Below are 18,380 nucleotides of genomic sequence, written 5' to 3' on the forward strand. Positions count from 1 at the left end.
GATCATAGGCGAGGCTCCTTTCTTGTCCTTTTCAAACCAAGAAATCCTCGCCTTCTTTTTATCTCTAAGCAAAATTAAACTTTCCTTACTTTTTGCTCTTTTTTACCCCCAGTAATTAAATGCATCCAGCCTAGATATTTTAAGCAACTTTTATGAGAAGTTGCCGATAACTGCACCCGAAGTTAAAAAAAAGACAAAAAGATAAAACATTATGAACTACAATTTCTTCCTTACCCCTCATACTCCTATTGGCGGACAAGCGGGCCCTGCGAATGCACAGAGCCCTCTGGATGCTCAATTAGAGGGGGGGCAGCAACCCCCCCCATAGGCAGACGGCAGATCCGCTTTCTGAGCCGGTTTCCAGACATATCAATTCACAGCCTGTAAACCCGAATTTTTTTACCCACTTTGCGGATGATTGTAATTATTTGTTACACGCCGCCGAACAAAAGCTTCTTCCGCACACTCATCCTCTCTTTGCTGTAGCTCATAATTTTCTCGATAGACACCTTCAAAATGAAACTCTGCGTCATGGCAGCAATGAATTTTTAGCGGCCCTTCAAGAACATGTTTTTAAGGCCGACTTTGTGGTGGAAACCGGTTTGGCCTTGGTCACCTGTACTATGGGAGGGTCGGTGGCAGGGGTTTTGGGTGTTCGCAATCTTTTACTTCGTGGCTTTGTCGTGCATTTGGCCTCGAGTCGCTTACACCAAGGTTTGGAATCTCTCTATTACGGTGAAAACCGCCTACATCTGTTAGAAGTGAATAAGGATGTGCGTGGAGGCATGAACATGGGCGCCGCAGAATATGTGGGCCATTTTGCTCAACCTGCGTTGGCAGCTTTGTTTGGTGGAAGCAGTTTATCAGGGCGTGTTGCTGCTTATTTTACAGCCCGTGCCTTGGGTGGGCTTACGATGAGTCTCGGTGCAGCGACAGAAATTCTGGGAGCCAGAGCTTTGGATGGTCTTTTGGGCATTCATTATTTTGTAGATGCCCAAAACAACGCTATCGCCGCCCATTTTACAGTGCAGGCCCTCACTCAAGCTGTCTGCAGCGATTTTGGTATGAATACCGGAGGACATCTGGGGAGTCTACTTCATGCGCGTACGAGTACATTTGAACTCCCTCTCCTTACGAAGGAGAGGGCTGGGGAGAGGTCTGCTTCACCTTTACCCCACGCAAAAGTTCCTACTTTCGCTTTTGCAACTTCTGATTTTATTCCTGATTTTACAGACTGTTCCTTTGATCCTTTAGATCCCACTTCAAAATTTCGTGATAAATTGGACAGGCAACAGGGTCTCTTTATTCAAAACACAACAATGACTACAGGTGTGGCTGCTGGTACAACTGCTGCGTTTGTTGCGCCACGTGTTGCCGCTGAGATTGCCGCCCGCTGGGGACTTCGTGACTATCAAACCCGCATGCTGGAAGGTATCGAAAAGGATGTCATTGGAAAAACTTCGTTGTGGTTAGGGCTTGCCTCACCCATGCAAACCGGAAAAAGTCGGATGAAGGGGCCCATCATCGATTTATTACGACATTATATGCCGGCAAACACACGCTATATCGACTTAAGCTCGTCTTCGACTATCACTTTGCAATCCATTGTCGATTTAGTGGATGCCAGTCGCTTTCCCGATGGAGACAGCCATTTCGGTTATGAAAATATTGGGCGCTTAGATAAAGACGTTAAAATGTATGATAAGCTGATTACGGTAGCCAGCATGTACACCCTGTCGAGGTGCTTGGATAAATTTGACCCCAATATTCCTACGGTGATCCTCAATGACGAGGCCTTCTTCACGCAGTCTTCCAGCCATCGTAAAATTTACCAGCATTTTGCTTTGGGCGAAGAGGTCAAGGTCGGCAAACGTAGCCGGATGCGGCCACCTGCCGCTGCTGGTAACAGAGGATTGGTTATTGGCTTGTCAGGAACTGGTGCAGGTTTGGAGGGTTATCATCAAAGTGGTGAATATAATATTTTGGATGCCATTGAAGAGGGTTATATTCGTCATCTCAGTGGTCGGCGCGTGATTTTAGGAAGAAAAGCAGTAAGAGACGCAGAGCAAGTTGCAATCTCTGAGGAGGAACGAGTGACCCTCGAGGCTCGAGGTGTCACCTATACAGAAAGCCGAGATGAAAAAACAGGTGAGCGTCTGATTCTGTGGGACCCAAGCATCCAAAACGCAAAGAAGTTGGTGAAGTATTATCACTTCAATCTTTATCAAAAAGGTTTTCAAAATAAGAATTTTATTTTTGTCCATACCATTAAGCAAGCCACTGTGATGCAGCAGGCAATGAATGAATTTTACGGACCTGATTATGCACAAGTCATTCATTCCGATAACGAGGATGCCGATAATCAAGCAGCTGTGCGGGCTTGGGAGCAACAAGACAAGCCGATTATTTCGATAGTGATGCTCTCTCGAGGGTTTCGCGGAAAGGGAGCTCAAGCGGCTTTTCATACTTATCAGACGGACAGCATTGAGCTTTTTGCACAACGCACCGGTCGTGGTTGGGCCGATGAGCCTGATCATCGCATGCCTGATTTCTTTGTTTTGGAAGTGGCCTGGAGCGACAAAGCGGAATTTGCTTCTTTAGCGCAGGTCTTGGGTGTGGTGGAAGATCCCGGAAAAGATTTTACTTCGCGTGGTTTGAGAGAAAAAGTTCGTCGGGAAAGCGACGAATCGAATGCAGCGCAAGATACTGGCGGGCAGACAAAACCAGCGACAGCTGCTCAGGAAGATAGGGTTCAAGTGGATGTTACAGATCTTTTCACACACTTGCCAGCCATCGAAACCTGGCGTCGGTCCATCGTCGCACCGATTGCGGCAGTGGGAGGTGTTGATGCTTTAGCAGAGGCGAGTGCTGTGCCCGCTGCAGTATTGCGTGGATTTTCAATTGGCACAGTGCCCACACGTCTAGATTACCTTCTGAGATTGCAAGGTCTCTTGGGCGGCGAAGCAGCCACACAGCGTTTATTTATTGAGACTTGGGAAACAGTCGTTCATGAATGGTTAGCAGGTGGACAAGGTCTGGAAGCGCGACTCACCGCAGAACTTTCAGAATGGATGCTTGCTGAAGGCCAAAGCCTTTCCGAACGTGCTGAGCATCTGGATAGGATCTTGCGAAGACAATTTCATCCGGAACCGACAAATCGAAAAACTTTTGAATATGGTTTGTATAGCCTCATTCCAAAACTGAAAGAGTTGTGGCTAAAATCTTTCATGGCAGCGGATCAGGATGAGATTAATGTTGAATTTCCCTGGACTGACGAAGAAGTTCTGCAACAAATGACGAATGCCACAATAACTTTTGAAACTGAAATCGAAGAGGCAATCGACTTGGCTGTATTTCGACACCGCATTATGGCAGAAAAAGTAAGTACACGCGCAGAATTAGCACGGCATTGGAATGTGGCTGCTGAGCTTATTCAAGAGATAGAAAAAGATTTACAAAACCGTTTTCTTATCTGGATGACTTGGCAAGTCAGCGACTCTTACGAAGCAAGAAAAGGACTAGAAAATCCTGCTGTTAATCCAAGGGGCTTACGATTAGAAATGCCTGTCAGTCGTCATGTGCCAAAAAGATTACATGATTATATTCTTGCCTTGAGAGGATATAGCCCAAATCGGCGTTCTGATCGAGAATGGGTTGAATGGCTGAAACAAGTCGATACTAGCGGATTATTATCGGATATTCACGCACAAGTTTATCAAGGTTTAATAGCGGGTGAGAGCTATGAAAAGATTGCTGCCAGATATAATGGAAATTCACTTAGAGTAAATGGGTACATTTCTCAGATTTTGTATGAAAGGTTACGCGAAATATTCCTACAGAATTGCAATACAGAAGAATTGCTGGAAGCTTCTGCAAGCTTATTGAAAGCCTATGATTTAGGCAAAAAAGTAAAAGATCTATTAAATGTAGGAAGAGAAACACTTGGAGAAAATTTAGCGAAACGACTTGAGGAAATTTTTGCAAAAAAGGGTGTGAATCTTCAGATAGAAAATAAGCAGAAAAATCCACGACTTTTACTCTTTGCAAAATTGGATAGGCCTGTAGAGAGTTCGATGAGCCTTTCTGTTCGATCTGCTAATGCCTTGGAAGCGCTCAAGGTTAGATTTATAGGAGATTTAGTCTCCTATAGAAGAGAAGACTTGATGCAGGTGAAAAATTTTGGTGAGTTCTCATTGCAAGAGATTGAAAATGTTTTGAGTAATTTTGGTTTAAGTCTGGGGATGGATACGCAAGGCTGGACAGCTCCTGGTATTAATACAACAAAAGCTAGAGCTGCCTTACAGCTCCATAATCTAAATTTGCGAGTAGACGAAGTGACTTTAAGCGTAAGGGCTGCAAACTGTCTGCAAAATGCTAATATTCAATACTTAGGAGAACTTGTTCGGATGAGCGAAGAGATATTCGAAAAACATAGTGCATTTGGTCCTAAATCGCGCAAAGAAATAAAAGATATGTTAGCTCAATTCGGGCTTAGTTTTGGAATGAATGTGGGAGATTGGATCCCAAGTTAGGCATCCTCGTTTTTTGAATCAGATATTTTGTAACACCTGGAAGCGGCTTGAGTAAAGCGACAGCCAGGTCCGCCAATAGAGGAGATCGCGTCAAGGCATGAAAGGGATAAGCCAGGTGCATGCGGGATTGGATGGTTTTGAAGCATTCGTTTGCATAAGAAGCGACTCCCTCATTTTTATCTTGATGATAATGTGTAAAGGCCTTGCGAGCCGTGTAAAGGCCTTGCGAGCCGTGTAAAGGGCGATGGCCATTCCACTTCCCGTCAAAGAGGGGATGACCGCAAACTGATCTCCCAAGGGATAAATTCCAGTTTCTTGAGTTGAAACTTTGGCTCTAAATAAATAGCCGTAGGGAATTCCTGACATAGCCAGCACCTTGGGCCATAGAGGAGAAGCATTTTTGAGAAATTCACCCAGACTTGGGTTTTCCTTTTGAAGAGAGCTAAGCGTCGTTTCATAAGAGTTTTCCAAATTACGAAAACGTTTTTTATCGATAATAAAACAAAAGTTGGCGATTTGATTTTCTATTTTACACAGTCCCCCATAGCCTCCCTTAAAGAAAAAAAGCGCGATATCCTGTTTTAATTTTTTCTGGGCTTCCTCTGTTAAATGACAATGCATTTTAAAGCCTATGGCAGAGCTTTCCAGCCCTTGTCGGATATTCATTTTTTTAAGTTCATGTTTTCCAGTGGCCAGAAAAAGTGTTTTTGCTTTTAAAATGCCTCGTGAAGTTTTTAATAGAAAGGTTTGTGAAGAATCTTTTTCGTAACTTTCTGCCTGTTCTCCTCTAAAAATAAGACAGCCCGCTTGGCCTGCTTTTTCAAGACAGGCTTCATCCAGCACATAACGAGATAAGCCGCGAGCTGGAGCATCAAACAAGTTTCGACTATTAAAGTGAGTGGAATAAAAAGAAAATGCGTTGAGCGAGGATGCTTTCAAGGCATCCAAATCTATTCCCAATTCCTTTAGGTAGGGCAGAGTTTCCTGGCTTAAAAATTCGCCGCAAATTTTATGATGGGCCTGGGCCTCGCGTTCCACAATCGCCACCGAATAGCCGTGAGACGCGAGGTGAAAGCTTGCTGCTGAACCGGCAAGGCCTCCCCCGATAACCAACACGTCAAAAATTTGTTGTGGTCGCATAGGTGACTCCATAGCGAAAAGGCCAGTACCAGGAAACATGCAGATGTTTTTCTTCTAATCCTGAACGCTGGATTAAATTTTCCCAATCTTTACGTGTAAAAGACCGTGCCACAGAGAGCGGCGCATCGTTGCGGACCAAGCGATTGTAGTTTTGTAATCGCACGTAATAGCGAATAAAATAATAGGGAAGACAATGTCGATGGAGATCATTGATAAACCAACCCCACTGCGCATTGGCTGTCATCCACTGCATGACTTTAATAATTTCTTCATTGCTAAGGTGATGAGTAAAAAGCGAATTGAGAATAATGTGGTAGGGCTCATCGGGTTTGAAGTCGAAAACGTTACTTGTAAAATAGCGTATAGGCAGCCCTTTAGGCGTCAATTTCTGAGCGGCTTTTTTAGCCCAGGGATTGAGGTCTACACCGCTCAAATCTACTTTTAGTTTTTGTTTTTGAGCCCATTCGTAAATACGTCTTAAATAATCTCCATTTCCAAAACCAATATCCAAAATGCGTATGGGTTTATCTTCAGGATGAGCGCTCGGAATCAAGCTGTGTAAGGCTTTAAAGGTGTGGCGATACGAGCCCGTGTTCTGATTGATTTTTTAAGACGAAGTGCAAAAACTGTATACTACTCACTTTCCTTCTTCATCTTCTCCATAAAATTCATCAACTCATCCTGTCGTTTCATTTCATTCGCACGGTATTGAGCTTGTTGCAGTTCAGGGTCTGTGGGGCTTTGTTGCAGGGCCTTGTTCAGATACTCCAAGGCGTTTTTCCAATCTTTTGCTTCCAGATAAGAGTTCCCCATCATTTTGTAAATTTTGGTGAGCTGTGCGGGAGTGGCTCCATCCAGAGGCAATTGGCTTGCCTTGGTAAAATATTCCAGGGCCTTGCCTGGGTCTTTTTTACTCAGAGAAAGCTCGCCCAAAATATAATAGAGCACAAAACTGGGAGTGCCTACTTCGGCGGCTCTGGTGAGGTAAGGCAGGGCTTCATCGGTTTTTTTATTGAATAGCAAAACCCTTCCTATCGATTCATAAAAATCCTGTTGGTAACGATGAGGGGTCTTTAAAATTTTGAGCCCGGTTTCGGACTCACGATAATATTGCAAGGCGGAGTATAAACTTCCTGTGGCCTCCGAGCAGGCCGCCAATTTAAAATTGACGATGGGGTCGCTGCAACCAGCCTTGATGGCTTCTTTCAGGTAGGCGATGGTTTTTTCGCAATCGCGTTTGTTGTAAGATTCAAAGCCATCTTTTACCAAATCGTTCCAGGCCTTTGAAGTACGGCCGTTTTTTTTGTAATAATCATAATCGTCATAATTGGTGAGAATGGCCTTTTCGTTTCCCGAAGTGGCGCTTGAAGTGGCCGGGGCACTTTGGGCAAAGCTGAAATTGGGAATAAAAAGAAGCAGGATTAGAAAAATGAAGTTCATGGTTGCAGTGTAACATGGCCTTATGTTAACCCGAAACGACTTTTTTATTATTAACGAACAGAGTCTAAAAATGAATTTCTCAAGACCCGGTGTCCCGATCAATCGGGATCGTCTTGGGCCTTTAGATTCGGTGCAAAACCAAAAGGAGCCCATATGTCTGAGATTTTAATGAAAGACCTGCTCGAAGCAGGCGCGCACTTCGGTCATCAAACCCGCCGATGGAATCCCAAAATGAAGCCCTATATCTATGGGGCCCGCAATGGAATCCATATTATCGATTTATCTATCACTCTGAAATTGGCTACTGAGGCCATAAATTTTGCCCGGGAAGTTGTCTCTCAAGGGCAGGATGTGTTGTTTGTCGGGACCAAACGTCAGGCCCAGGATATTGTTCGGGAAGAAGCCGAAAAGTCCGGCATGTTTTACGTCTGTGAACGCTGGCTGGGAGGCACTCTTACCAATTTTAAAACCATCAAGGCCTCTATTGATCGTCTGCATGATTTGCAGACCAAAAAAGAAGACGGCACTTTTGCGGCCTTGAGTAAAAAGGAAAATCTCAACATCGATCGAGAAATTCAAAAATTTGAAAAATCGCTGGGTGGAATCAAACACATGGTGAAGCTCCCAGGGCTTGTAGTGGTGGTGGATCCTAAAAAGGAAAAAATCGCCATTCATGAAGCCAAGGTCTTGGGTATCCCCGTGGTTGCCATGGCAGACACCAATTGTGATCCGGAAGATATCGATTGTCTGGTGCCTTGTAACGATGATTCCATTCGTGCCATTCGTATCATTTTGGGGGGAATTACCGAGGCCATCCAGGAAGGAAAACAAGTGCGCGAAGAGAATGCCCGTGCCGAAGGAAATCGTCCTTTGGGTGAAGAGAAAAAAGCCGTGGGACGTGAGAAGGGGAAAGGCAAACCCGCAGCCTACGTGTCCAAACCCGAGTCGGAAGAGGAAGGTTTGCAGACTTTTAGTGCCACGGCTGTTACGGAAGAAAAAACAGAGTAAGAACATATCCCCCTCTCCCCTTGTGGGAGAGGGTAGGGTGAGGGGGTAGATTAATTTGCACCCTCTCTCTGACTCTCTCCCCTCAAGGGAGAGAGGAATAACAGGAGAAAAATATGTCAGAAATTTCAGCAAATTTAATCAAAGAACTTCGAGAAAAAACCGGAGCCGGAATTGTGGATTGTAAAAAGGCCCTTGTGGAAAGCAAGGGAGATATCGAGGCCGCGGTAGATGTGCTGCGTAAGAGTGGGGCTGCAAAAGCGGATAAAAAATCAGGCCGCATTACCACCGAAGGTAGAATTGCTATTTATCAAAATGAAAAGGCCGCCGCTTTGGTTGAAGTGAACTGTGAAACCGATTTTGTGGCCAAAAATGAAGATTTTCAAAAAACGGCGGATGCCATTGCAAAGTTGGCAGTGGAAAAAGAATGTGCCTCTGTTGATGCGCTCCTGGAACAAAAGCTGGGGAATACCAGTGTAAAAGAAACCTTGCAAAATATGGTGCTCAAGATTGGTGAAAATATTGGTTTGAGACGCGTGTTGCTTGTCCCTGCAGGAAGCGGTGAAAAAATTGGTTCCTATATCCATATGGGAAATAAAATTGGAGTATTGGTAAAAGTTTTGGGAAATCTTCAAGAGTCTGCCATTCGCGATGTGGCGATGCATATTGCTGCTGCGGCCCCTCTTTATCTGGATCGTGATCTCATTCCCGCAGAAGCCATTGCCCGTGAAAAAGCGGTTTATGAAGAACAAATGAAAGACTTGAAAAAGCCTCCTCAAGTGATGGAAAAAATCATGGAAGGCAAGATCGCCAGTTTTGCGGATCAGGTTTGTCTAGTCCGACAGGCCTTTGTGAAAGATCCCTCGGGTAAGCAAAGCGTGGCTGAATTTTTAAAGCTGCAAGATGCCTCTGCTAAAGTTTTACAATTTGCCCGCTTCCAGGTGGGGGAAGGAATGGCTAAAAAAGAGGAAAACTTTGCTGCAGAAGTGGCGAAGGCGATTGGGTAAAAACTATGCCTGAACTCAAATACAAGCGTGTCCTTCTCAAACTTTCCGGCGAGGCCCTCATGGGTCCTCAAGGTTACGGGATCGATCATGATGTGGTCAAAGGAATTGCCGAAGAACTCAAGGAAGTGAAGGAATTGGGCGTAGAGCTTTCTATCGTCATTGGTGGAGGAAATATTTTTCGCGGTCTCAGCGAAAAAGCGGGAGGCATTGAACGCTCTACCGCCGATTACATGGGAATGCTGGCGACGATCATGAATGCCATGGCCCTGCAGGATAGCTTGGAAAAATTGGGCGTCTATACTCGAGTGCTTTCGGCCGTTGAGATTCAAAAAGTGGTAGAACCTTACATTCGCCGCCGTGCCATGCGACATCTGGAAAAAGGACGCATTATTATTTTGGCAGCGGGGACTGGAAATCCTTATTTCTCCACGGATACAGCTGCTGCCTTGCGTGCCATGGAAATCAGGGCCCAGGTGATTTTGAAGGCAACCAAAGTGGATGGCATCTACGACAGTGATCCTCTGAAAAATAAAAGTGCCGTTCGTTTCGAGAAGCTCACTTATAAAGAGGTGCTCGATCGCGATTTGCAGGTGATGGATTTAACGGCGATCACTTTATGCAAAGACAATCTGTTACCCATCGTCGTTTTTAATTTATTCGAACGAGGAAATATTAAGCGGGTGATCTTGGGAGAAAAGGTCGGATCCGAGGTGGTGTGTGGCTAAAACAAAGGAATTTTATGTCAAATTCAGTCATTCAAGAGAGTAAAGATCGAATGGAAAAATGCCTGAAGTCTCTTCAGGTGGATCTGGGTAAAATGCGTACCGGTCGAGCCAGTTTAAGTATGCTGGATGCTGTGCGCGTGGACTATTATGGAACTCCCACTCCTCTGAGTCAGGTGGGAACCCTGGGTGTGCCGGAACCTCGCATGATTACGATCGCTCCCTGGGAATCCAAGCTGATTCCCGATATTGAAAGGGCGATTTTAAAATCCGATTTGGGTCTAAATCCGGTAAACGATGGAAAGCTGGTGCGATTACCTATCCCCGCACTGACAGAAGAGAGAAGGCGCGATTTGGTGAAGATTGCAAAAAAACAGGGAGAGGAAGCCAAAGTGGCCCTGCGCCATGTGCGCCGCGATTCGATGGATAGCTTAAAGAAACAGGAAAAAGACGGCTTACCCAAAGATGAAGTGAAACATCTGGGAGATGAAGTTGAAAAAATAACCCACGAATATGTGGCTAAAGTAGATCAAATCATTAGCGCTAAAGAAAAAGAACTCTTGGAAGTTTGAGGTCACCACTTTACAAATCTAATGCTATCACTAGACCCCGATAAAATTCCACATCATATCGCCATTATTATGGACGGCAATGGCCGTTGGGCCATGCAAAAAAAACTGCCCCGTTTGGAAGGTCATCGAAAAGGAACCGAGATTGTCGAAGAAATTGTGATTTATGCCAAAAAAATGGGTGTAAAAGTGCTGACTTTATACGCCTTTTCCAGCGAAAATTGGCAAAGACCTCCGGAAGAAGTAAAAGGGTTGATGGATTTACTCAAAAATTTTCTGAGCTCCAAGCGCGAAAAACTGATTCAAAATAAAATTCGTCTCCATACCATTGGTGAAACCGCTTTGCTTCCCCCTGAAGTATTGGAAGAGCTTCAGAGGAGCATGAAACAAACCGAGCATTTTGATGATCTGCACCTGGTGCTGGCGCTTTCTTATGGGTCTCGATACGAAATATTGAAGTCTGTTCAACAGATTGTAAAAAAACGCCTCAAGACTCAGGATGATTCTGCGGTGAGCGAAGAGGAATTGAAAGCAGGACTTCAAACGAGCGCTTTTCCGGATCCTGATTTACTCATTCGAACCAGCGGAGAATTCAGGATCAGTAATTTTTTGCTTTGGCAGATTGCTTACAGCGAACTCTACTTTACCGAAAAACTTTGGCCCGATTTTGTCCCGAAAGATTTTTTGCAAGCGGTGCTTGCCTATCAAAAAAGAGAAAGACGCTTTGGCATGACGAGTGATCAGTTGAGAGATTTTGATTAGGAGCTTTTCTGTTCGCAAACATCGATAAAAAAAGAATCTATTGGGGACTAGGACTCGCGGTCTTTGCAGTGCTCTTTGTTTTTTACGCCCCACTGGCCCTTTTTAAAAGTTTTGTAATTGTAGTGGTGGCCCTTTGTTTAAAAGAGTACATGTCCATTGCCTTGCCTCATCATCCTTCTTCTTCTCCTCAATTAGGTGTAGTGCTGGGAACAATTTTGAGCGCGGTCATTCTCTTTGCCAAAGGGGGGTCCGATCTCTGGATTGCCAGTTTAACCCTACTGGTAGTGACTACTTTTGTTTTTTATCTTTTCCGTAAACATGAAATGGGTCTGATCCTGCATCAGATTGCTATCACCGTGTTGGGCTGCATTTACATTGCCTCACTTTTTTCTTATGTGGGTTTGATGCGGGCCTTGGATCACGGCGTATTCTGGGTTTTTTTGGTAGCGGGGGCCACTTTTATGTCTGACACTGGGGCCTATTTTGTCGGACATGCGATGGGAAAACACAAACTGGCACCCCTGGTTTCTCCGGGTAAAACAGTAGAGGGTTTTGTAGGCGGAGTTTTAGGGAGTGTGCTTGCAACTTTTATCTGCAAACTTGTTTTCTGGCAGGCCTTTCCCAAAAAAGAATGCGTGATTATAGGTGTTTTAATTGGAGTGATTGGGCCTCTGGGAGATTTATCGGAATCGCTCATCAAGCGCAGTGTAGATGTGAAAGATTCTGGGCAACTGATTCCAGGACACGGAGGTTTGTTGGATAGGGTAGATGCTCTGCTCTTTACGGCGCCTTTGGTATATTACTACGCGCTATTCAGAGGCTGATTTATGCTAAAAACCCTCTCCATCCTTGGTTCCACGGGCTCCATCGGGACTTCCACTCTGGATGTGGTTCGTCAAAATCCAAACCGTTTTCGAGTGCAGGCCCTCGCCGCAGGAAAAAATCTAAATTTACTGATTGAACAAATTCGGGAATTCAAACCCAAGCTTGTGAGTGTGCAGCACGAAAAAGATCTGCCCCCGCTTCGCGAAATTTTTCCCGAATTAAAAATTTTTTCAGGCACAACGGGCCCCACAGAAATTGCCTCCCTCGCTGAAGTCGATCTTGTGGTTTCCGCCCTGGTTGGCGCTGCGGGTTTGTTGCCCACTTTAAAGGCCATTGAAATGGGCAAGGATATAGCGCTTGCCAATAAAGAAACCATGGTGATTGCCGGGGAGTTGGTCAACGAGGCTGCCAAAAAAGCAGGGGTTAAAATTTATCCGGTCGATAGTGAACACTCTGCCATCTTTCAGGCCCTGCAGGGAAACCGCATTGAAGAAGTTCGAAAAATTATTCTCACGGCTTCGGGAGGCCCTTTTCGAACTCATGCCTTGGAAGATTTACAAAACGTCACTTTGGCCCAAGCCTTGAAACATCCCAACTGGAACATGGGGCAAAAAATTACGATTGATTCGGCAACCCTGATGAATAAAGGATTTGAGGTAATAGAAGCCCGCTGGCTCTTTGACTTGCCCGAAGAAAAAATTGAAGTTCTCATTCATCCCCAAAGTATTATTCACTCGATGGTCGAATATCAGGATGGATCCGTGATGGCTCAGCTGGGCATCCCCGACATGCGAGTGCCTATTTCGTATGCGCTTTCTTATCCCGAAAGATTGAAAAATAATTTAGTTTCACTCGATTTAATTAAAATTCAAAATCTCAGTTTTTTTGAACCCAATTTAAATAAATTTAAATGCCTGGCTTTAGCAAAGAGAGCCTTAAAATTAGGAGGAGGGGCCCCCTGTATTTTAAATGCGGCCAATGAAGTGGCAGTCGACTTGTTTTTAAAAGAAGAGATTGGGTTTTTACAAATTCCGGAATTGAATGAATGGGTGATGAAGGCGGGACAAGAACAACGCGCTTCTACCATAGAAGATTTGATTCGACTGGATGCTTGGTCCAGAGAAAAGGCGATGGAATATTTTGAAACAATAGATCTCTTTCGTAAATCGCTGTACGATCCAATTGCGGCGTTGCGGTATCCAAAAAATCCTCATTTGCAGTAGCAAACTCCGGTATTTTGGACCCTCCGCGCCTTGCACTTGGGACCGTTCGCTGATTTATGAAAGAGATCTAATTTTTAAAATTATGCCAATTTCTTATTCGGCATGCTCTCAATTGCCTTTACTCTCTCCAAAGTAGTTGGGTGAGAATAGTAGTAAAAGCTGTACCAAGGGTGAGGCGTCAGATTTGAGAGATTCTCTTTACTCAGTTTCAGCAAGGCATTTTTCATGTTTTCTTTCTCGCCTGTTGCGTTCACTGAAAAAGCATCCGCCTCATATTCGTATTTACGAGAAAGATAGTTGGAAAGTGGAGTGAGCATAAAGGTGAAATGTCCTGCAAATAAACTAAAAAGGACCAAAGCCTTGTAGGCAGCGGCTGGGCCGGCTCGGAAAATGTCGTACAGTTCTGGCCATTTCATGAGTTGAGCCAAAACAAAAAAGCCAATGCCTGTCATAAAAAATCCTAAAATCAATTGTTTGAGAATGTGTTTTTTCTTGTTGTGTCCCATTTCATGGGCCAGCACACTGATAATCTCTGGTTCGTTCATTTGCTGCCTTAAAGTGTCAAACAGAACGATGCGTCTAAACTTTCCAATGCCCGCAAAATAAGCATTGGAATGACTGGAGCGCTTGGATCCATCTAAAGTAAAAATCCCTGACATTTTGAAATTAATTTTTCGAGCAATGGCAAAGATGGCTTCTTTGAGACTTCCTTCTTCCAAAGGAGTAAATTTATTAAAAAGAGGGGCAATAAAGGAGGGATAAACGGCAGCAAGCAAAAGTTGAAAAGCGAACAAGCTTAAGAATGCCCAGATCCACCAGGCACTGCCCGTTTTGCCATAAAATAAAAAGAGGGCATACAAAATAGGTACTCCTAAAACCAGAGACAATGTTGCACCTTTTAATAAATCTTTCATCCACAAGCCAAAAGTCATCTTGTTGAAGCCAAATTTTTCTTCGATGACAAATTGAGAATAAAGCGAGGCAGGCAAGGAAAGTAATGAAAAAACTGCCCCCACACACAAACAATAGGCCACCGCAAAAGTAAGTGATTGGCTCACTAGATGATTTTGTAAAAATAATTCTACTCTGTGAAAAAAACCAAAGAAAAGTAGCGCGAGAATGATCAGGTTTGAGATCCAACCTGAAAGCAGAGAAAATCGCAATCGACTGAGATTGTAAGCGGTACTTTTTTGATAAGTCCCTAGGTCGATATTCTCTTTGTAAAACTCAGGGACCTGATGCTGATTTTTTTTGATTTCCCTTTGGTTAAGAAGATTGAGAAAGGTTTCCCAAAGTTCATGGATGAAAAAAAAGAAAAGAAATAAAGAGAACAGATTAAGAACACTCATTTTGCAAGCCTGGTGTGCAGCAGGCCTGCCAACGTTTTCAAGGCGTCTACCGCTGTAAAAATGCCTACCACTTTTTCATTTTGAACCACGATGGCAGACCCGTATTTGTGGGAAGCCATTTCAGAGACTACCTCATCCAAGGGAGTATCGGGCGAGGTAAGATAAGGATCCAGAGACATGGCACCTTTAATTTTAACCTCAAGGGGGTTTGCACCCGAGAGGGATTCTACTAAATGAACATCACGATCCGAAATTAGGCCAACAATCTTTCCGCCGTCGAGGACGGGGAGATGGCGGATACCCAACTCGCCCATCATTTTTTTTGCTTTATCGATGGTCTGTTCCTGACCAATAATCGTATGGGGGGAGGTCGTCATGTGTTTCTGAATGGAGGGAATAGGTTTTGTCATGGCAGTTCCTTGCAAGATTAAAAATTATTTTCGAATGCGATCTGCTCCTACCCACTCGTCCCAAGAGTGGCTGTAGCCATCATAATGGATTCTCACAAGAGGTCTTTTGAGGTTTACACGAATGACATGGGCGGGATACCAAGTACCATGCCAAAGTACCTGAACAGGCTCTCCCAGTCTAAAAGGAGGCGCTCCTACCACGAGAGCTTGATTTTGCGCTGTGGGTGTGGGGGAAGTGTTTATATGAGTATTGACGGGAGGAGATTGCCCAGAAATTTGAGCTTGAAGCAGACCTGAAAAGATTGTGAAAAAGAAAGACAACATCAGGCCGAGTTTGATTTTTTGATTCATTTTTTCTCCTTTAAAGTTTAACAAATCCTGAAATAGGATTTTTATACATGAGAGCTCTGTTAGCTTAGCTTTTAAAACTTGGCAAAAGTATTATGCTTTCCCTTATCAATCTTTCAAAATCCTTCGGTGGCCAGCAACTGTTTGAAAATCTCAGTTTGCAAATGACTGCCCGCGAACGCTTGGCACTCATTGGTCGCAACGGCTCCGGTAAATCCACCTTGTTTAAAATCATCACCGGACAAGAAGAAGCCGATAGCGGTGAAGTGCGTTTCCCTCAAAATTATCAAATCGCTTATCTGGCCCAGCATCTCCATTTTGAAAAGGAAAATATTCTGCAGGAAGTCCTAAGTGCCTTACCGGAGAGTTCCGATTCTCTCCAATATCAAGCCGAAAAAATTCTGTTCGGTTTGGGATTTTCAAAGTCGGATCTCGACTTGCCCGCCTCTCATTTTTCGGGTGGTTTTCAGATTCGAATCAACCTGGCTAGAAGCCTGGTGGCCGCGCCGCAGCTGCTTCTATTGGATGAACCTACCAATTATCTCGATATCATCTCTATCCGCTGGTTCGAAGATTTTTTGCACGCCTGGCCAGGGGAGCTGATTGTGATTTCGCATGATCAATCTTTTTTGGACCGTATCTCCACGCACACGGCCATGCTGTATCGAAAGAAGCTGCGTAAAATCTCAGGCAGCTGTGAAAAGATTTATCATCTGATTGCCGAAGAAGAGGCCCTGCATGAAAAAACCAGGCTGAATCAGGAAAAGAAACTCAAAAAAGAAATGGAATTTATTGATCGCTTTCGATCGAAAGCGACCAAGGCGGCAGCGGTGCAGTCGCGCTTGAAACTTCTCGCAAAAACCAGCAGGCTGGAGAAAATTGACAGCGAAGAAAATCTGGATTTTTCATTTTCTGAAGCGGAGTTTGAGGCAGATAAAATGTTGGAGTGTCGGGAGCTGAGTTTTGATTATGTCGCCGAGTGTATTCGGGAGAGGGGACTTATCAGTAAGTTCTCTTTTCTCATCAAGGCCAACGAACGCATTGCCATCCTCGGAAAAAATGGAAAAGGCAAATCGACCTTGCTGGCTTTGATGGCAGGGGAACTAAAGCCGAACTCTGGAGAAATTTATCAACATCCCCATTTGAAAGTGGGATATTTTGGACAAACCAATATTGCGCGACTTCAAAACAATTTAAGCATTGAAGAAGAAATTGCCTCGGTGAATTCCGATTTGTCTCAAACCCGCGTACGCAGTTTAGCAGGCTGCATGATGTTTAGTGGAGACGAAGCGCAAAAGAAGATTTCGGTTTTATCCGGTGGAGAAAAAAGCCGCGTGCTGCTGGCAAAACTTTTGGCCGAGCCGCACAATCTGCTTTTACTCGACGAACCGACGCATCATCTGGATATCGAATCGGTGCAATCGCTGCTGCAAAGCATTCAAGAATTTTCAGGTTCTGTGGTGATGGTAACCCATCATGAAAAAATTCTACGGGAGTTTGCGGAGCGATTGATCGTTTTTCAAAACGGAGAAGTGTTTAGTTTTGAAGGCAACTATGATGAATTCTTGGCCAAGATAGGCTGGCAAGAAGAGGCCATTCAAAAGGAGGAAAATCCTGGCAAAAACATGAACAAACAGGAGTTGCGTCGTGCGAGGGCAGATCTCATCAGCGAAAAATCGAGAAGGTTGACTCCTCTGAAAAAAGAAATGGAAAAACTGGAAAAACAAATTGAGACCCAGGAAAAACAGATTCAGCAATGGAACACAGAACTTTTAGAAGCCGCTCAAAATTCGAATGTGAGCATTCTCTCCACTCATCCCAAACAGATTAAAGAACTGCAGCTTCAATTGGATGAGGCCTATGTAAAATTGGATCAAAATCTAAGTGAGCAAGAAAAAGTGCAGGGGGATTATGAATTGATTAATGGGTAAGATCTTCTTCCCACAATTCTTTAATAAAGCTTTGAAAAGGTAAGAGGCGTGCTTTGTACTCGGTCAACTCTACATTTTTATTTCCTAAATGGACTTGATAGAATTTTGGAATAGGAGTTCGGGAAGAAAAATAAGAGATGTTGGGACTGAGGTTCCCTTCGCCTGTTTTGCATTCTACTGCGAAGAGAGGTTTATTATTTTTGAGGATCACGAAATCAATTTCTCTTTTCATCGAATCCCGCAAAAAGCGTAATTCCATTTTTTCTCCTTGGGTATCTTCGATAAAATGGCAATATTTGAGCAAATGGGAAGCGACAAAGTTTTCAAAACGTGCTCCTTCGTTTTCGCATTGAGACCAATCCCAGAGATAAAGTTTGCGTTCTTTTTTTGCTGCCCGAAGTTGGGTTAAACCATAAGGCTGAATTCTATAGACGAAATATAATCTTTCCAAAATCTGTATCCATTTTTCAGCGGTTTCAAAGGTGACTTGTAAATCATTACTCAGGTTGGATACCGATAAAGGGGCGCTTACCCGGGAAGGGAGAATATCCAAAAGAAGCTCAACGTGAGAGACATTTCTCACCTGTTCTAGGGAAATCAAATCTTCCTGAAGGACACGGCTTTTTCTTTCCTTTTGCCAACGTTTATAGGCAATTTCATCTGCTTTTAAGAAAGGCTCGGGAAATCCTCCATAAGTGAGGAGTTGGGAAATAGAACCTTTTTGTGCGGACCCTATTTCGTCTAAAGTGAGAGGATGAAGACGATAATAATGATAACGACCTTGCAAGGAATCCCCACCACGTCGGTAATAATCTAGTCGCGCGGAGCCGGTGACCAGGATTTTCAGTTTGGAACGCTGTTTGTCGAATATCCCTTTGATGAAATTCCTCCAATGCTTGTATTTGTGGATTTCGTCAAAAATCAAAAGTTTTTGTTGCGCAGGCAACTCACCCGCCAAGAGTAACTTTCGAGTAGAAAGATCATCCCAACTCAGATAGGCAGGATGTTCGGTATCTGTGCTGCCTAGCAAGTGAAAAGCCAAGATTGTCTTTCCAACTTGGCGAGGCCCGCCAAGAAAAACCATCTTTTCCTTCAAATCTTTTGAAATAAAAGGTTC

Annotated in this window: 16 protein-coding genes; 9 read left to right on the forward strand and 7 right to left on the reverse strand. The window is 44.1% G+C overall.

Annotated features, from left to right (window positions below; all coding sequences use genetic code 11):
• Positions 1–4,163 precede the first annotated feature (4,163 nt).
• Complete coding sequence (locus tag HQM15_07880) at positions 4,164–4,532, forward strand: hypothetical protein (protein MBF0492683.1); 369 nt, start codon at positions 4,164–4,166, stop codon at positions 4,530–4,532.
• A 90-nt stretch (positions 4,533–4,622) separates the two neighbouring features.
• Here the strand turns inward: HQM15_07880 and HQM15_07885 are convergent, their stop codons facing one another.
• The 3 genes from HQM15_07885 to HQM15_07895 all read right to left on the reverse strand — a co-directional run bounded on the left by HQM15_07885 (position 4,623) and on the right by HQM15_07895 (position 7,112).
• Positions 4,623–5,672, reverse strand: coding sequence for an FAD-dependent monooxygenase (locus HQM15_07885; protein MBF0492684.1), 1,050 nt, complete (start codon positions 5,670–5,672; stop codon positions 4,623–4,625).
• On the reverse strand, positions 5,650–6,225 hold the full coding sequence (locus HQM15_07890) for a methyltransferase domain-containing protein (protein MBF0492685.1): 576 nt from the start codon (positions 6,223–6,225) through the stop codon (positions 5,650–5,652). The genes HQM15_07885 and HQM15_07890 overlap by 23 nt, the downstream gene beginning before the upstream one ends.
• An 80-nt stretch (positions 6,226–6,305) precedes the next feature.
• A complete protein-coding gene (locus HQM15_07895; protein ID MBF0492686.1) occupies positions 6,306–7,112 on the reverse strand; it encodes a tetratricopeptide repeat protein in 807 nt (268 codons plus the stop codon).
• Positions 7,113–7,265: 153 nt separating this feature from the next.
• Here HQM15_07895 and rpsB point away from each other — a divergent pair, with 153 nt between their 5' ends.
• The 7 genes from rpsB to HQM15_07930 all read left to right on the forward strand — a co-directional run bounded on the left by rpsB (position 7,266) and on the right by HQM15_07930 (position 13,225).
• Entirely contained in the window at positions 7,266–8,120 is an 855-nt protein-coding gene (gene rpsB / locus HQM15_07900; protein ID MBF0492687.1) for a 30S ribosomal protein S2, read from the forward strand.
• A gap of 113 nt (positions 8,121–8,233) precedes the next feature.
• The gene (locus HQM15_07905) at positions 8,234–9,124 is read left to right on the forward strand and encodes an elongation factor Ts (GenBank protein ID MBF0492688.1); all 891 of its coding nucleotides are present in this window, start codon (positions 8,234–8,236) and stop codon (positions 9,122–9,124) included.
• Positions 9,125–9,129: 5 nt separating this feature from the next.
• Positions 9,130–9,849 (forward strand): UMP kinase, encoded by a 720-nt coding sequence (locus HQM15_07910; GenBank protein MBF0492689.1) that lies wholly within the window; start codon positions 9,130–9,132, stop codon positions 9,847–9,849.
• Between the two features lie 14 nt (positions 9,850–9,863).
• Positions 9,864–10,418 carry a ribosome recycling factor gene (gene frr, locus HQM15_07915; GenBank protein ID MBF0492690.1) on the forward strand — a complete coding sequence of 185 codons (555 nt, stop codon included), beginning with the start codon at positions 9,864–9,866 and terminating at the stop codon, positions 10,416–10,418.
• Between the two features lie 21 nt (positions 10,419–10,439).
• Positions 10,440–11,177, forward strand: coding sequence for an isoprenyl transferase (locus HQM15_07920; GenBank protein ID MBF0492691.1), 738 nt, complete (start codon positions 10,440–10,442; stop codon positions 11,175–11,177).
• 8 nt (positions 11,178–11,185) lie between these two features.
• Complete coding sequence (locus tag HQM15_07925) at positions 11,186–12,001, forward strand: phosphatidate cytidylyltransferase (GenBank protein ID MBF0492692.1); 816 nt, start codon at positions 11,186–11,188, stop codon at positions 11,999–12,001.
• A 3-nt stretch (positions 12,002–12,004) separates the two neighbouring features.
• On the forward strand, positions 12,005–13,225 hold the full coding sequence (locus HQM15_07930) for a 1-deoxy-D-xylulose-5-phosphate reductoisomerase (protein ID MBF0492693.1): 1,221 nt from the start codon (positions 12,005–12,007) through the stop codon (positions 13,223–13,225).
• Between the two features lie 80 nt (positions 13,226–13,305).
• On the opposite strand, the gene HQM15_07935 is transcribed toward HQM15_07930, so the two are convergent.
• From HQM15_07935 to HQM15_07945, 3 genes are read right to left on the reverse strand one after another with little or no spacing between them, the layout of a single operon-like run.
• The gene (locus HQM15_07935; protein MBF0492694.1) at positions 13,306–14,574 is read right to left on the reverse strand and encodes a M48 family metallopeptidase; all 1,269 of its coding nucleotides are present in this window, start codon (positions 14,572–14,574) and stop codon (positions 13,306–13,308) included.
• Positions 14,571–14,951 (reverse strand): CBS domain-containing protein, encoded by a 381-nt coding sequence (locus HQM15_07940; protein MBF0492695.1) that lies wholly within the window; start codon positions 14,949–14,951, stop codon positions 14,571–14,573. The genes HQM15_07935 and HQM15_07940 overlap by 4 nt, the downstream gene beginning before the upstream one ends.
• A 57-nt stretch (positions 14,952–15,008) precedes the next feature.
• Positions 15,009–15,335, reverse strand: coding sequence for a hypothetical protein (locus HQM15_07945; protein ID MBF0492696.1), 327 nt, complete (start codon positions 15,333–15,335; stop codon positions 15,009–15,011).
• Between the two features lie 92 nt (positions 15,336–15,427).
• On the opposite strand from HQM15_07945, the gene HQM15_07950 reads away from it, so the two are divergent.
• Entirely contained in the window at positions 15,428–17,263 is a 1,836-nt protein-coding gene (locus tag HQM15_07950; GenBank protein MBF0492697.1) for an ABC-F family ATP-binding cassette domain-containing protein, read from the forward strand.
• Here HQM15_07950 and HQM15_07955 read toward each other — a convergent pair.
• A complete protein-coding gene (locus tag HQM15_07955; GenBank protein ID MBF0492698.1) occupies positions 17,253–18,347 on the reverse strand; it encodes an ATP-binding protein in 1,095 nt (364 codons plus the stop codon). The genes HQM15_07950 and HQM15_07955 overlap by 11 nt on opposite strands.
• Positions 18,348–18,380: the final 33 nt, after the last annotated feature.

This window comes from Deltaproteobacteria bacterium, from assembly GCA_015233135.1.
Lineage (GTDB): Bacteria > UBA10199 > UBA10199 > JADFYH01 > JADFYH01 > JADFYH01.